The 14,607-nt window shown below is 51.4% G+C and carries 11 protein-coding genes, 8 tRNA genes and 1 rRNA gene; 2 read left to right on the top strand and 18 right to left on the bottom strand.

What is annotated here, in order from left to right; translation table 11 throughout:
* Positions 1-235: 235 nt before the first annotated feature.
* The 3 genes from V3851_RS25605 to V3851_RS25595 all read right to left on the bottom strand — a co-directional run bounded on the left by V3851_RS25605 (position 236) and on the right by V3851_RS25595 (position 4,246).
* Positions 236-1,438 carry an ATP phosphoribosyltransferase regulatory subunit gene (locus V3851_RS25605; RefSeq protein ID WP_331849258.1) on the bottom strand — a complete coding sequence of 401 codons (1,203 nt, stop codon included), beginning with the start codon at positions 1,436-1,438 and terminating at the stop codon, positions 236-238.
* 232 nt (positions 1,439-1,670) lie between these two features.
* Positions 1,671-2,888, bottom strand: coding sequence for an acyltransferase (locus V3851_RS25600; protein WP_331849257.1), 1,218 nt, complete (start codon positions 2,886-2,888; stop codon positions 1,671-1,673).
* 155 nt (positions 2,889-3,043) lie between these two features.
* Positions 3,044-4,246, bottom strand: a complete 1,203-nt coding sequence (locus tag V3851_RS25595; RefSeq protein ID WP_331849256.1) for an acyltransferase — start codon at positions 4,244-4,246, stop codon at positions 3,044-3,046.
* A gap of 293 nt (positions 4,247-4,539) precedes the next feature.
* Here V3851_RS25595 and V3851_RS25590 point away from each other — a divergent pair, with 293 nt between their 5' ends.
* Complete coding sequence (locus tag V3851_RS25590) at positions 4,540-5,076, top strand: sigma-70 family RNA polymerase sigma factor (protein WP_331849255.1); 537 nt, start codon at positions 4,540-4,542, stop codon at positions 5,074-5,076.
* Complete coding sequence (locus V3851_RS25585; protein WP_331849254.1) at positions 5,057-6,448, top strand: DUF4179 domain-containing protein; 1,392 nt, start codon at positions 5,057-5,059, stop codon at positions 6,446-6,448. The genes V3851_RS25590 and V3851_RS25585 overlap by 20 nt, the downstream gene beginning before the upstream one ends.
* Positions 6,449-6,521: 73 nt before the next feature.
* Here V3851_RS25585 and V3851_RS25580 read toward each other — a convergent pair whose 3' ends face one another.
* The 15 genes from V3851_RS25580 to V3851_RS25510 all read right to left on the bottom strand — a co-directional run.
* On the bottom strand, positions 6,522-7,055 hold the full coding sequence (locus V3851_RS25580; protein ID WP_331849253.1) for an acyltransferase: 534 nt from the start codon (positions 7,053-7,055) through the stop codon (positions 6,522-6,524).
* Positions 7,052-7,708 (bottom strand): pyrophosphatase PpaX, encoded by a 657-nt coding sequence (gene ppaX / locus V3851_RS25575; protein ID WP_331849252.1) that lies wholly within the window; start codon positions 7,706-7,708, stop codon positions 7,052-7,054. The genes V3851_RS25580 and ppaX overlap by 4 nt, the downstream gene beginning before the upstream one ends.
* A 17-nt stretch (positions 7,709-7,725) precedes the next feature.
* Entirely contained in the window at positions 7,726-8,793 is a 1,068-nt protein-coding gene (gene lgt, locus V3851_RS25570) for a prolipoprotein diacylglyceryl transferase (protein WP_331849251.1), read from the bottom strand.
* A gap of 11 nt (positions 8,794-8,804) precedes the next feature.
* On the bottom strand, positions 8,805-9,749 hold the full coding sequence (gene hprK / locus V3851_RS25565; RefSeq protein WP_331849250.1) for an HPr(Ser) kinase/phosphatase: 945 nt from the start codon (positions 9,747-9,749) through the stop codon (positions 8,805-8,807).
* A gap of 215 nt (positions 9,750-9,964) precedes the next feature.
* Positions 9,965-11,086 (bottom strand): ABC transporter ATP-binding protein, encoded by a 1,122-nt coding sequence (locus V3851_RS25560; protein WP_331849249.1) that lies wholly within the window; start codon positions 11,084-11,086, stop codon positions 9,965-9,967.
* Between the two features lie 122 nt (positions 11,087-11,208).
* Positions 11,209-12,135 carry a PucR family transcriptional regulator gene (locus tag V3851_RS25555; RefSeq protein ID WP_331849248.1) on the bottom strand — a complete coding sequence of 309 codons (927 nt, stop codon included), beginning with the start codon at positions 12,133-12,135 and terminating at the stop codon, positions 11,209-11,211.
* 316 nt (positions 12,136-12,451) lie between these two features.
* Positions 12,452-12,524 (bottom strand) — tRNA-Lys (locus V3851_RS25550).
* A gap of 5 nt (positions 12,525-12,529) precedes the next feature.
* Positions 12,530-12,615: transfer RNA gene (locus V3851_RS25545), tRNA-Tyr, on the bottom strand.
* Between the two features lie 29 nt (positions 12,616-12,644).
* A tRNA-Phe gene (locus V3851_RS25540) sits at positions 12,645-12,717 on the bottom strand.
* An 83-nt stretch (positions 12,718-12,800) separates the two neighbouring features.
* Positions 12,801-12,877, bottom strand: a tRNA-Asp gene (locus V3851_RS25535).
* 14 nt (positions 12,878-12,891) lie between these two features.
* Positions 12,892-12,967: transfer RNA gene (locus tag V3851_RS25530), tRNA-Thr, on the bottom strand.
* Between the two features lie 24 nt (positions 12,968-12,991).
* Positions 12,992-13,067: transfer RNA gene (locus tag V3851_RS25525), tRNA-Val, on the bottom strand.
* 9 nt (positions 13,068-13,076) lie between these two features.
* Positions 13,077-13,153 (bottom strand) — tRNA-Met (locus V3851_RS25520).
* Positions 13,154-13,170: 17 nt separating this feature from the next.
* A tRNA-Ser gene (locus tag V3851_RS25515) sits at positions 13,171-13,262 on the bottom strand.
* A 72-nt stretch (positions 13,263-13,334) separates the two neighbouring features.
* Positions 13,335-14,607: ribosomal RNA gene (locus V3851_RS25510) — 23S ribosomal RNA — on the bottom strand; the annotation flags it as partial.

Below are 14,607 nucleotides of genomic sequence, written 5' to 3'. Positions count from 1 at the left end.
CGGCAGCTCGATTGCTCATTTAACTGGATAATCTGCCGCTAAATAGGTCCGAATCGCTTATTTCCGTCAATGAGATGGATAACCTACAGCTATTTCGCCCACATATAGCCGCAAACCGCTTAAATGGAAAATATAACTGGAGGTTTTCCAGTTATTTCAACCGGATTGCCTTCCTCAATAAAATTACCTGTAGGTTTTACAGTTAATTGGCATGCATTGGCATGCTGGCAACTCTTCAAAAGCTCGTATAAGTCACGATCTCGCCATAGGCGGGTCCGAGCGGACCGGTGCGGACACCTCTGGCGATCGTCTCGCCCAGCACATCGGCCGGTCCGGCCACATGGCGCAATAGGACGCTGCGGCCTTCGCCGCGCAGGCGCTCCGCCTCGGCAAACGCCGGCTTGCGGTTGTCGGCGTCGTACTGGATCAATAGCGGCAGCTCCCGCTCCGCTTTGATACCGTCCACGCCGTCGAGAATCCGGCTCGTCTTGAGCGCGAACCCTGTCGCCGGCGCCGGGCGTCCGAATTGCTGCAGCAGATTATCGTAGCGTCCGCCGCTGCACACCGGAAACCCGAGCTCGGCGGCATATCCTTCGAAGGTCATCCCGGTGTAATAGGAGAAATCGCCGATCATCGTAAGGTCGATCATAATATGCCGCGCGACTCCGTAATCCTCCAGCGCGTCCCACACCTCGCTAAGATGGCGGACGGCGTGCCGGGCCTCCGGATTTCCGCTTAAGTCCAGCGCCTGGGAGCAAATTTCCTGGCCGCCGCGCAGCCGGAGGATCCCCTCCAGCTCTTCGAACTGCTGTGCCGACAGCGATAAGCCCGCCAGCGTCTCGCGGTAGCCGACGAAATCCCGCTTGAGCAAATATTCCTTCAACGTTTCCCGGACATCCTCCCGTCCGGGCACCGCTTCCTCCAACAATCCGTTCAGAAAGCCGACATGGCCGAGCGCGATTCTGAACGACTTCACGCCCGCGGCTTTCAGCGAGGCGACCGCGAGCGCGACCACTTCGGCGTCGGCCTCCGGCGAATCGTCTCCCACCAGCTCGACGCCGGTCTGATAGAACTCGGCCTCTTTCCCCGCCTCCTCTTCAATAGCCCGAAACACGTTGGCGTGGTAGGACAGCCGCAGCGGAAGCGGCTCATCCTTCAGCAGCGAAGCCACGACCCGGGCAATCGGGGCCGTCATATCCGAACGGAGAACCATCGTCGTTCCCCGGTTGTTGAGCAGCTTGAACAGCTTTTGATCAGATGTGGAGCTGGCGACGCCCACCGTATCGTAATATTCCATCGTCGGCGTCATGATTTGGCGGTATCCCCAACCGCCCATGCAATCCAGTACACTGCGCTCGATCGCCCGCAGCTTTTCAGCCGCATGAGGCAAATAATCGCGAACGCCGGCCGGTTTTTCAAAGCCTTTCGGTTTCGACAAAACGTTCACCTCACTACACGAAATAATTTATCGATATAAAGAAGTTTCTTTAATACATTAAAGTGCTACCATACTACCAAAGTAAAGGTTATGGCATATCTTATCATATTTATTCCGTAACCGTCAACGGTTCGGCGGAACCGTACTTTGCCCTTCTTCAATCTATTATGAAGGCCATTTGCGAATAAAACAAAAGTCGGCTCGCTGCCGGGCCGGCTTTTGTTTATTGCGATTACATATTTACTTTTACCGTCGGAGTGGAGCCGGTATCCTGGCCCGGAAGTTTTTTTCTTTTTCTCAGCGAACCGGGAACATTCCCCAAGAACCACGAGGCAAACGGCAGCCGTTTAAAACAAAACTGCACAAACGCCCAGGACACGAGCAAAGCGCAAAGCGACCCGCCGATAATGAACAAGAAGTAGGCCAGCGAAATGTCTTCCCCCGCCAACCGGTTGCGGAACTGCCTGTAGCCAAGCAATACCACCGGATGAAACAGATAAATCGCAAAAGACAATTCCCCGATGCGCGTCAATGCTTTTATCCAAAAACCCGACCCTTTGCGATAGATCACAAACGCCGCTTTCATAAGTACCACGGCCGAGAGCAGCAGGTGGATATTCCATACGAGTTCGAATACGGTCGTGTCAGCGGTGAAGGCTCCGGTTCTCAACAGGAAATAAATCTGCACATCGATAAAAGACATGGCCAGCCAGCCGACCCAAAGGGCAACCGTCCAGCCTTTTTGCGTCTTGCTTGCCTCTCTCCAGCCCGTCGTCAGCCAGCCTTTGATAGAGTCGAAATAAATCGCCATCAAAGCTCCCAGCATATAAAAAGACATGTACGAAGGCGCAAAGCTTCCTTTGTTCGGCAGCTCCAATTGATATTTATTCCAAAAGAAAAAGGCCCATTGAATCGCCAGCCCGATCGGAAATATCCACGCGACCGATGCCTTGCTCTTGCCCAAACGCTGAATCAGCCATAGCAGCAGCGGGAACAGGACGTAAAATTGAATATTGATAAAAATGAAATACAAATGCGTATAAGCGCTCCCCGTCAACAGTCTGATTCCCAGTGATTGAAGCAGCTCTGTGATCGAATGGTTCAGATAATCTTTTTGAATCCAGACAACCACCAGATAATAGCAGAAGGAGACAAGCAGATAGGGCAGGATAATATAGGTGAGCCGCTTTTTGTAGAAGCGCCCGATGATATCGCGGTTTACCGGTTTATCGAAATAATTGTAGAAAAGGACAAAACTGCTGAGGAAGATGAACGAACTCGTCCCGATGCGGAAAAAGATATTCATCCAGTTATAGAAATAGAAGATGGACGATTCCAATGCCTGCCCTCCGGCGGCATACGAGGAAGCATGAACTTGAATGACGCTAAAAATGGCCAGCGCCCGGAACAAATCCAGCTGCGGCAATCTCTCTTTGCTTGCTATTTTCACGACATCAACTCCCAGTTTACTCAGGTCCTTATGCTTTACCGCCTCTATGATGCAAACGCAGCGAATACCATTAAGTTACCCAGTTAGGCTGAAATGAAGCTGAAAATATACATGCTGTAAATAATTACTACCTTCTTTAAGACGATCGAATCTGATCACGCGGCAGCCTTCATGTCGTTGTCCTTTAAGGGAACTTTCTTGAACGAACCCGGGACATTGCCGAGAAACAGCGACGCGAACGGAAGCCGCTTGTAGCAGAACTGAACGAAAATCCAAGACAAGAAGAGCGCGCTTAACGATCCGCCAAGAATGTACAGCAAGTACATCATGGACTCCGGCGGATAAGCCACGCGGTATCTAATGAAGCGATACTCCCGGAGCACGATTGGATGAAATAAATAGATCCCGAAGGACAGTTCACCCATGCGGGTTAAAGCCTTGACCCAGAAGGCCGGCCCTTTGCGGTGGATCAGAAAAGCCGCTTTCAGCAGCACCAGCGCGGACAACAGCATATGCACATTCCAAACGATTTCAAACCAGAGCGTGCTTGCCGCGTGAATGCCTTGTCTATAATCATACCACAGCTGAACATGATAGAACGTGACGGCCAGCCAGCTTCCCCACAAGCTCAAGGCAGCAAATTTGCCCCGCTGCGTTAGTCCGCTCCAACCCGAGGTCAACCAACCTTTTATCCTGTCGAAATAAATGGCGGCCAAGGCTCCCGCCATATAGATAGACATATAAGCCACAGCGTAGCTTCCCTTGTTGGAGAGGTGCAGCTCGTATTTATTCAAGAAATAGAATGCCCATTGCAGGAGCAGCGCTATAGGAAGTACCAGGGCCATTCCGATCCGGCTATTCCGGATAAGCCGTATGAGCCAGAGCAAGAAAGGGAACAACACATAGAACTGGATCAAGATGAGGATGTAATATAAATGCGTGTACGCCGTTCCCGTCAATAGCTGCGTCCCTAATAGCCGCAATTGCTCAAGGATGGGCTCATTCAGAAGGGCGTTTCTCTGCCAGGCCAAAAATAAATAATAACAGCAGGAAACAAGCACATACGGAATTAAAATAGAAACAACGCGCTTCTTATAAAAGCGGCCTATCAAATTGCGGTCAACCGGTTTCCCAAAATAGTTGTAAAACAAAACAAAGGCGCTTAGAAACAGAAATGATGTGGTGCCGATTTTGAAGAACATATTCATCCAGTTATAAAAATAGTAGATCGGCGAATTGAGCGCCTGCTCCGCCGCGGCGGTCGAAGAGGCATGGACTTGGATGACGCTGAATATGGCGAACGCTCTAAACAACTCCAGCTGCGGCAGCCTTTCTTTGACTTGATAACCCGATTCCACAACAACCACTTCCAGTCTTTTAGAGTCCTAGGTCTTACATGTTCCGACTAATAGGTTACTCCCGCTAACTGAATGAAAGCTGAATCAAGGCTGAGGCCATGCTGAAGTCAAACCGAAAAAAGGAAAATTGTCATGAATCCGACTACCCCAAACCCTATATTACCTTAAACGGGCAAATTAGGAAATTAAAAAACCGTTCTTTCGTCCGGACCGTCTATATATATGAGAATTGAGATTACCGGCCGGTAATTATTTTTATGAACCTCCTATAAACCTTTGGAAGGAGTCCGCAAGTGGAAGAGAAAGAATGGGCCGCTGCCGCATGCCGGGGAGACGAGGAAGCTTTTTACCGTCTCGTTTCCCTGCACAAAAGAAAATTGTACGGCATCGCCTTCAGCTATTTACGCAATGAGTCGGACGCCTTGGAGGCGGTCCAGGAGGCGGTATGCAAGGCTTGGGTGAAATGCCGTCAGCTTAAGGATCCGGAATCCTTCGTACCTTGGCTGATCCGTATTCTGATCAACGGCTGCATCGACGAACAGAAGCGGCGGAAACGGGTTCTTCCGCTGGTTCCGCTGTCGCAGCAGGAGTCCGCCGAAATGGTCAGCGTCTATAAGCTCGATCTCGAAATGGCGTTGGAGCGGTTAAAGCCGAAGTACCGTCATGTATTAACATTGAAATATTATCAGGACATGACGCTGGCCGAGATCGCCAAAGTACTGGACCGGCCGGAAGGCACGGTGAAGACCTGGCTGCATCAAGGGCTGAAACAGCTCCGCGGCCAGATGACTTGGGGAGGTGAATTGTATTATGGCGCAGGAGGAAATTGAATTGAGCCGAATTTTTACGGACTCGCGCCTGTCCGAGGAGCAAGTGAGCGAGACGAAGCTGGACGCCGCCGTCCGTGTGGGTATGGAACGCGGCAAGCGGATGCGCCGTAGAAATACAATCCTTCGCCGTTCAGGCATTGCGGCGGGAGCGCTCGCCCTCTGTTTACTCCTAGGGGCGATCTGGCAGCTGCAGAGCCTCGTTAGCCCTGGAATCACGGTGGCCGGCAGCAACGCAAACTCTGTCCCCATTCCGGAACACGTCCTCTCCCTGATGACGACGCCGATGGAGACAGCTGCCACCCGCGACGGGTTATACCAGACCGTTAACCGGATGGCTGAGATTAACGGTTACAGAGTTACCGTCGACGGCGTATTGGCCGACAGACGGACGATGGTTCTATTTCTTACTTACGAGAATGGGTCGGCTGATGGCACCTCCACGGGCATGGATCTCGAACTGGAAGGCTTGTACGGAACCGTTGACGGCAAGTCGAGGAGGCCGGATATAATAACCTCTTCAGGAACGATTCCTAATGACTTTTACAAGAAAACTCGTCATCTTTTCTACACGCTCCAGTTCTACGATGGCTCACCGGATGAGCTCGTTTTTTCAGGGGAGTTAACCACTGCCAAACGGGGCAGTCTGCCCGTCTCAAAACTGGGCCATATCGAGATTCCCATCCGCTTGGACAAAGCCAAGTATAGTAGTGTAGAACGAAGCTTCCCCGTCAATCAGACGGTTACTATCGGTGATCATAAGATTACCGTAACAAATGCACTGCTTAATCCGCTTTCCACAATCCTTCAGGTTGATACGGCTTCCTCAGACGATAAATGGCTAAAAACTATCGAGGATGCCAAGCTCTACTTGGGCGAAACACGAAAGGGCGAGTTTCAAAACTTCTTGAAGTTACGGGATTATGGATACCGGTCTCAGAACGGGCAGTCTGCCCTCTCCATATTGCAATTCGGTAGTATTTATTACAGCGACTGGCAAAAGGTAACCCTTAGGGGCTCCGGAATTAGCGAAGTTTCCCCCGGGAAGGAAACGAAGATCATCATCGATACGGAGAAGAAGCAGTTACAATCGCCAAATTCATTAATCCGAATTGAGGATGTCGTCAGCGGGGAAGAAGCGGTCGAGATCTCGTTGCGATATGAACAAGAGCAAGCGGATATTCCGGGGATTGATAGCTATTTTTTGGATGGGGAGGGCACTCAGTATTCAATCAAAGAAGGGTATTTCTCAAAGAACGATATCCTGCTCCGCCTGGAACCTGAAAAGTACCTTCAACCCTTAACTTTTACGCTGCAGTCCTCCTCGGAGACAAGCATCGAACAACCCTTGGAATTTAAAATTATGCTGAAATAAAAAGCGGCAGCCGCAAAGTCCCGTCAGAGGCTTTGCGGCTGCCGTTTAAAGTTAATCTCCGCTAAGTAATTATCTACTCTTCATCAAATGCCTGGATCGCGCTTTCTTCCTGAATTCCTTCCGGATTTTTCCTCTCCAGCACGCGGAGCGGATTGCCGCCCACGAAGGTACCCGGTTCCACATCTTTATGTACGACGGCTCCCGCCGCCACGACAGCCCCGTCGCCGATAGTGACTCCGGGGAGAATCGTGCAATTGGCTCCGATCAGCACATCGTTTCCAATGTGCACCTCGCCGAGCCGATACTCCCTGATCATATACTCATGCGCTAGGATCGTCGTATTATAGCCGATCACCGAGTTCCGGCCGATCGTAATGAGCTCCGGGAAGAACACGTCAACCATGACCATCAATCCGAAAGCCGTATGTTCCCCCACCTTCATCCCGAGAATATGGCGGTAAATCCAGTTTTTCATCGGTAAAATGGGACAATACCGGCTGACTTGGATGAAGATGAAATTTTTGACGCCCTTCCAGGGGCTGACGGTCCGGTACAACTGCCAGAGTGCGTTCGGGCCTTCGACCGGGTAGCGCTTGACGTTTCTCACTGGTTCATTGGCTCCCATCCCAATATCCCGTATAAATCGGTCATATCTTCCAGGATATAATCCGGATCATATTGCTTCAGTACTTCCGCGCCCTTGAGCGACCAGGCGACCCCCGCCGCTTTAACTCCCGCGGCTTTGGCGGATTGGATATCGGCCGCGCTGTCCCCTACCATCAGCGTATGGCCCGGATCGGCGCCAAGGTTGGCGATCGCGGTCAATACCGGCTCGGGATGCGGCTTCGGATGCTCCACATCCTGAACCGTGACAATCGTGTCCATGTATTGTTTCAAGCTGAACAGCTCCAATGCGCGCAGTGCGGTTGGTTTGATTTTTGTCGTAACGACACCCAGCTTAATTCCCCGCTCATGCAATTTCCCAATGACTTCATTAACCCGCGGGAATTCCTTTACCATCTCGTCATGATGCAAAGTGTTGAAAGCCCGGTAATCCAGAACGAGCTCCCCCACCTCTTGTCTGCCCGAGAAGGTTTGCATTTGCTCCTCCAGCGTCCTTCCCATATGAGGAATGATCTCTTCCCTCGTATAGGGGTTCGCGGGAAAATGATTGCCCAGCACATGCAAAAAGGTGGTGATAATCAGTTCATTGGTGTCGATAATGGTTCCGTCAAGATCAAATAGTACGGTGTTAATCATTCGCTAGTTGAACTCCTTTATTTACTTTCCGGCCCTTTCGGATCCTCGTGAGCCTCCGGCTCTTCAGGGGCGTCGATTTTGTCGGCAGACCGCGAAGTGGCGGTCTCTTTCGCCGGCAAATCGGACGGTTCCTGGGCCGAAGCCGAAGACAATCCTTCGATTTCCTTCGTACGCGTTGAAACAATCGGATCGGCGTAGTGCGGCAAACCGCTGATGGTTCTGCGACGGACAATAATCATCGCGACCGCGGCGATAACGAAGAAGATCGCCAGCAATTGCGAAATTCGCACATTCCCGTAAGACGGAGCAAGGTATCCCTGTTCAAAGCCCAGCCAGGTCATCGGCGCCCACATTCCGTCAATGAGGCCGGCAAGCCAAGAAGCGCCTTGGAACGCCAGGCTGTCCGTTCTGAGCGCTTCGATGAAGAACCGCCCGATTGAATACCAGATGAAATACGAGAAGAACAATTCCCCCGCACGCAAAAATTTCTGTCTCCGCAATATAAAGAGAATGACCAGTCCCACCAAATTCCATACCGATTCATACAGGAAGGTCGGGTGATGGTACACTCCCTCCACATTCATTTGATTCACGATAAAATTAGGCAGATGCAAATAATCGCGCAAGAAGCCCTCCGTCGTCGGCCCGCCATAAGCCTCCTGGTTGACGAAGTTGCCCCAGCGGCCGATCAATTGGCCGGCGATGAGCGAAGGCGCACAGATATCGGCAATCCGCCAGAAACTGTAACCGCGTCTGCGCGTAAATAGAACCGCGCAGATAATCGCGCCGATTAACGCGCCGTAGATGGCGATACCGCCATTCCAGATTTTGAAGATGTCGATCAGGTTGTTCTTATAATCATCCCACATGAAGGCGACGTAATAAATTCTTGCTCCGATGATGGCCGAAGGAACTCCCAGCAGCAGCAAGTCCATGAAAAAATCCTGAGGGAGGTTGAAGCGCTTCCCTTCCCAGATGGCAAGCAGCAAACCGACCAGAGCGGCGCTGCCCAAAATCAGACCATACCAGTGTACATTCAAACCGCCGATCGAAAAGGCGATCGGGTTCAATAACAAGGTGCCCATCATTCACGCTCCTAATCCAAATCGTCCATTTCTTCCGAAATTGTCTCCGTCAGCTTCGTCGTAAACTGCAGCGCCGCGTTATACCCCATCCGCTTTAAGCGGAAATTCATCGCCGCGACTTCAATGATGACCGCCAGATTTCGTCCGGGACGGACGGGAATCGTAACCAGCGGCACATCCGTATCGATAATGCGCGTCGTCTCTTCGTCCAGGCCCAGGCGGTCATACTGCTTCTCCTGCTGCCAGGCCTCCAGTCTGACCACCAATGTAATCCGCTTGTTGTTCCGGATCGCCCCGGCGCCGAACAGCGTCATAACATTGATGATGCCGACCCCGCGGATCTCGAGCAAATGGCGGATCAGCTCCGGCGCCGTGCCGTGCAACTGATTGTCCGAAGTTTGGCGGATTTCCACCGCATCGTCCGCGATCAAACGGTGTCCGCGTTTAACCAGCTCCAACGCCGTTTCGCTCTTCCCGATACCACTGCTGCCGGTAATTAGCATTCCAACCCCATATACGTCCACAAGCACCCCGTGGATCGTTGCCGTAGGCGCCAGCTTCCGTTCCAGGAAACTGGTGATCCGGCTGGACAGGATCGTCGTAGCCATACTGCTGCGCAGCACCGGAATATTTTTCTCCGAACTGATTGCAATCAATTCCTCCGGAACTTCCCAGGATCTCGTTACAATAATGCACGGAGTTTCCTCGCTGCTGCAAAGACGTTCCATCCGGTCCTTCCGTTCCTGAAGCGGAAGCATCTCGTAGAACGCAAGCTCGGTTTTGCCGAGAATCTGCACGCGTTCCGGCGGGTGATATTCGAAATAACCGGCCATTTCCAGGCCCGGACGATATAAGTCATCAACCGTGATGACCCGCTTCAGCCCTTGCTCCCCGGAAACGACCTCCAGTCCAAACTGGTTGACGAGTTCCGATACTTTAACTCCTTTATTAGCCATGGTGTTCTTCCTTTCCGACACGGCCTGCCGTGTTGGCTGCACGTTTCTGCATCCTTGCAGAAATTCGGCCCGCAATAATATGTAAAAACTACGCTACATCCTCTACCTCTGTCAATGTATTCATCGTAAAGGAAATTCCGCCGTAAATCAATCACCGCTCCCCAGCCGAACAAAAAAACCGCCCCGAGGGGCGGTTTCCGGCTGATTCTAACCGGTTAGGAGTAGAATACGTTCAATTCGGATTCTTTGTCGAAGATATGAATTTTGTTCATATCGATCGCCAATTTCACATTGTCGCCTTCACGAGTATTGGAGCGGCCGTCAACGCGAGCGATCAAAGTGTCGCCGCCTGCACCGTTCAGGTACAATTGCATTTCGTGACCCAGGTTTTCCGTCAAATACACGTCAGCGTTAAATGCCGTTTGCGGGGAAGCTTCCAGGAATACCGGCTCTTCATGAATATCTTCAGGACGGATACCCATGATAACTTCTTTACCCAAATAATTTTTGTCCTTCAAGATTGTAGCTTTACCTTGAGGTACTTCTACGTTTATATTTGTAGCTTTGAAGCGTACCGCGCCGCCTTCTTCAACCAGTGTACCGTTCACAAAGTTCATCGTAGGGGATCCGATAAAGCCGGCTACGAACATGTTTTGCGGTTGGTTGTACAGTTCTTCTGGGGAAGCGGCTTGTTGGATGATACCGTCCGACATAACTACGATCCGGTCACCCATCGTCATAGCTTCGATTTGGTCGTGTGTTACGTAGATGCAAGTCGTTTCAAGACGTTTAACCAGCTTCGTGATTTCCGCGCGCATTTGACCGCGCAGTTTAGCGTCCAAGTTGGAAAGCGGTTCGTCCATGAGGAACACTTGAGGATCGCGGACGATAGCGCGGCCCAAGGCAACCCGTTGACGCTGACCACCGGAAAGAGCTTTAGGTTTGCGGTCGAGCAAATGCTCGATGTCGAGAATTTTCGCAGCTTCGCGAACGCGTTGGTCGATTTCTTCTTTCTTCACTTTGCGCAGTTTCAAACCGAACGCCATGTTTTGGTACACGTTCATGTGCGGATACAAAGCGTAGGATTGGAATACCATCGCGATGTCGCGGTCTTTCGGAGCAACGTCGTTCACGACGCGATCACCGATGTACAGTTTGCCTTCGGAGATTTCTTCCAGACCGGCGATCATCCGGAGAGTCGTCGATTTACCGCAACCGGAAGGACCTACCAATACGAGGAATTCTTTATCGGCGATATCAAGGTTAATGTCAACTACAGTCGCTTTGTCGGAGCCTGCATATTTTTTGTAAATGTGTTCTAAGCGTACGCCTGCCATGAGTTTGGCCTCCTAATAAATGAAATTTAGAAAATCAATCTAAAATGTAATCGGATACAACTTATATTTATATATTACCTATTTAGGCATGAAACCGCTATACACAAACTGCACAAAAATCATCAGGCCTTTTTTGTCACTTTGTACAATAGCAATTGCAAATTCATTAATACCGCGTCCCGAAAGGTCCGTACATCCAGTCCGGTCTCCTGTTTGATCTTGTCGATCCGGTACATAAGCGTATTACGATGAATATAAAGCCGCTTTGCCGTCTCACTGACATTGCAGTCCATTTGAAAAAAGGTTTCCAGCGTCGTCAGCATCTCTTCATCGCTGAAAATTCCCGCGGCACCGCCCATCTCGGCGAGAAATCTCCCGCGCTCCTCATCGGGAATGCTGCAAACGAGTCGTTCAAGCCGCAGCTCCCACGGCAAATGGATATGCTCCGCAACATGGAACAGATGACCGATCCGCAGCGTCTCCTGCAAAGACAAGGCCGCTCCGGCAATATCCCGGTCTCCCGTGATCAATTCATGAACGGATAAATGGCAGCCGCCCCCTACCCATTCATTTGAAATCAGCTCATAAAGCCCCTGACATAATGCCGATAGCAGATCACGCTCCGTGTCGGCGCCTTCCTCACTCTCTTCCCTGAGATCGTTCAGCAAAGCTTCGCTTACAAGTATAAGCCAGCTTTCCTTTAAGGGAATTAGCAGCAAGTCACCGCCGAAATAACTGCGAAGCAGCTTGTAGAGTTTCGGAAAAGTCACACCCTGAACGGCGCGATTTTCCCAGCTCAACATAAACGGCAGCATCGGAGTCTGAAGACGGGGCTTTAAAGCCAAGCTCTCCGGTACTTCCTTGAGCGTGTCCCCCTGTTCCAGCCGCTCCTGAATCCACTCCCCGAATTGGATGCTGCGCGACTCGTCGTCCTTCTTGGCCGGAGCGGTCTTGTGCTCCTTGTCCTCCCGAGCCCCGGAAACGATAAGCTCAATTAATCTGGCTTCGTTCTCCGTGATACCGCCCGTATCGGCTTCCAGAACCTGCACATGGTCTGCTCCCTTTTTCCATAACCAAAAAAACCGGCCGTTCCGACGAAAAACTAACGAATCCTTATTTGATACTTTAGACGCCATGGAATTCCATTCTCCTGTACTTATTTCCGACACGGTCAGAGGAATCCCGACGATTTCTTCCACCTGCTGTTTTAGCGAATTGATTTCCATACCGAGATGCCTTTCCATTTCCATAAATTTAGTTAGGATAAGTTTAATGCCATTTTATCATAACCTTTATGGGAAACGGTAATGCCGCCTTTCGTACATAAAGAAAAAAGCCGTCAACCGTAGTTGACGACTTATGGGATGAGCCATGAAGGACTCGAACCTTCGACACCCTGATTAAAAGTCAGGTGCTCTACCAACTGAGCTAATGGCTCAAAACTGGTGGAGGCTGATGGATTCGAACCACCGAACCAGTGAAGGAACAGATTTACAGTCTGCTGCGTTTGGCCACTTCGCTAAGCCTCCGGAATATGCTGCCTTTAGGGAGCATAAAGTGGCTCGGGACGGAATCGAACCGCCGACACGAGGATTTTCAGTCCTCTGCTCTACCGACTGAGCTACCGAGCCATATGCAATTGGTCAAAAAAATAAAGCGGTTAAGTTGGTAACTTTCCCACTTCATTGTGGAAACATACATGTTGTCAAAAGAATGGCGGAGCCGACGGGATTCGAACCCGCGGTCTCCTGCGTGACAGGCAGGCATGTTAGGCCTCTACACCACGGCTCCGCGCTAGGTACTGATGGTGCCGGCGAGAGGACTTGAACCCCCAACCTACTGATTACAAGTCAGTTGCTCTACCAATTGAGCTACACCGGCGTATCGAATTATAAGTGCAAAAAATGGTGGAGGCTGAGGGGATCGAACCCCCGACCCTCTGCTTGTAAGGCAGATGCTCTCCCAGCTGAGCTAAGCCTCCGGGTAATGATGGTAGCGGCGGAGGGGATCGAACCCCCGACCTCACGGGTATGAACCGTACGCTCTAGCCAGCTGAGCTACGCCGCCATATTAGCTTGTACAAATGGCGGAGAGAGAGGGATTCGAACCCTCGCACCGCTTACGCAGTCTAACCCCTTAGCAGAGGGTCCCCTTATAGCCACTTGGGTATCTCTCCAAGCCATAAAATCAAGGCTTTAATCCTTGAAAACCGGATACGAAACTTAGATTTGCGTGTTAGTTCTTTTCTTTGGATAAGCCCTCGACCGATTAGTACTGGTCAGCTCCACACATTGCTGTGCTTCCACCCCCAGCCTATCAACCTCGTCGTCTTCAAGGGGTCTTACATACTGGGAAATCTCATCTTGAGGGGGGCTTCACGCTTAGATGCTTTCAGCGCTTATCCCGTCCGCACTTAGCTACCCAGCTGTGCTCCTGGCGGAACAACTGGTGCACCAGCGGTGCGTCCATCCCGGTCCTCTCGTACTAAGGACAGCTCCTCTCAAATTTCCTACGCCCACGACAGATAGGGACCGAACTGTCTCACGACGTTCTGAACCCAGCTCGCGTACCGCTTTAATGGGCGAACAGCCCAACCCTTGGGACCTACTTCAGCCCCAGGATGCGATGAGCCGACATCGAGGTGCCAAACCTCCCCGTCGATGTGGACTCTTGGGGGAGATAAGCCTGTTATCCCCAGGGTAGCTTTTATCCGTTGAGCGATGGCCCTTCCATGCGGTACCACCGGATCACTAAGCCCGACTTTCGTCCCTGCTCGACTTGTCAGTCTCGCAGTCAAGCTCCCTTTTGCCTTTGCACTCTGCGAATGATTTCCAACCATTCTGAGGGAACCTTGGGGCGCCTCCGTTACTCTTTAGGAGGCGACCGCCCCAGTCAAACTGCCCACCTGACACTGTCCCCGTACCGGTTTACGGTACCAGGTTAGAACTCCGATACGATCAGGGTGGTATCCCAACGGCGCCTCCACCGAAGCTGGCGCTCCGGCTTCCTAGGCTCCCACCTATCCTGTACAAATCGTATCAAAGTCCAATATCAAGCTGCAGTAAAGCTCCATGGGGTCTTTCCGTCTTGTCGCGGGTAACCTGCATCTTCACAGGTATTAAAATTTCACCGGATCTCTCGTTGAGACAGCGCCCAAGTCGTTACGCCATTCGTGCGGGTCAGAATTTACCTGACAAGGAATTTCGCTACCTTAGGACCGTTATAGTTACGGCCGCCGTTTACTGGGGCTTCAGTTCATAGCTTCGGGATTACTCCCTAACCACTCCCCTTAACCTTCCAGCACCGGGCAGGCGTCAGCCCGTATACTTCGCCTTACGGCTTCGCACAGACCTGTGTTTTTGCTAAACAGTCGCTTGGGCCTTTTCACTGCGGCCCCCTCGTGCTATTCACACTACCGGGGCACCCCTTCTCCCGAAGTTACGGGGTCATTTTGCCGAGTTCCTTAACGAGAGTTCTTCCGCGCGCCTTAGAATTCTCTTCTCGCCTACCTGTGTCGGTTT

This window comes from Paenibacillus haidiansis (assembly GCF_036553665.1).
Lineage (GTDB): Bacteria > Bacillota > Bacilli > Paenibacillales > Paenibacillaceae > Fontibacillus > Fontibacillus haidiansis.
The sequence above is the reverse complement of the archived record's forward strand: the minus strand, read 5'-3'. Positions and strand labels throughout refer to the sequence as shown.

Coding starts and splice junctions, on each gene's coding strand:
- V3851_RS25585 (WP_331849254.1), top strand. CDS start 5,057: ATGGCGCAGGAGGAAATTGAATTGAGCCGAATTTTTACGGACTCGCGC.
- ppaX (WP_331849252.1), bottom strand. CDS start 7,708: ATGATTAACACCGTACTATTTGATCTTGACGGAACCATTATCGACACC.
- lgt (WP_331849251.1), bottom strand. CDS start 8,793: ATGGGCACCTTGTTATTGAACCCGATCGCCTTTTCGATCGGCGGTTTG.
- hprK (WP_331849250.1), bottom strand. CDS start 9,749: ATGGCTAATAAAGGAGTTAAAGTATCGGAACTCGTCAACCAGTTTGGA.
- V3851_RS25560 (WP_331849249.1), bottom strand. CDS start 11,086: ATGGCAGGCGTACGCTTAGAACACATTTACAAAAAATATGCAGGCTCC.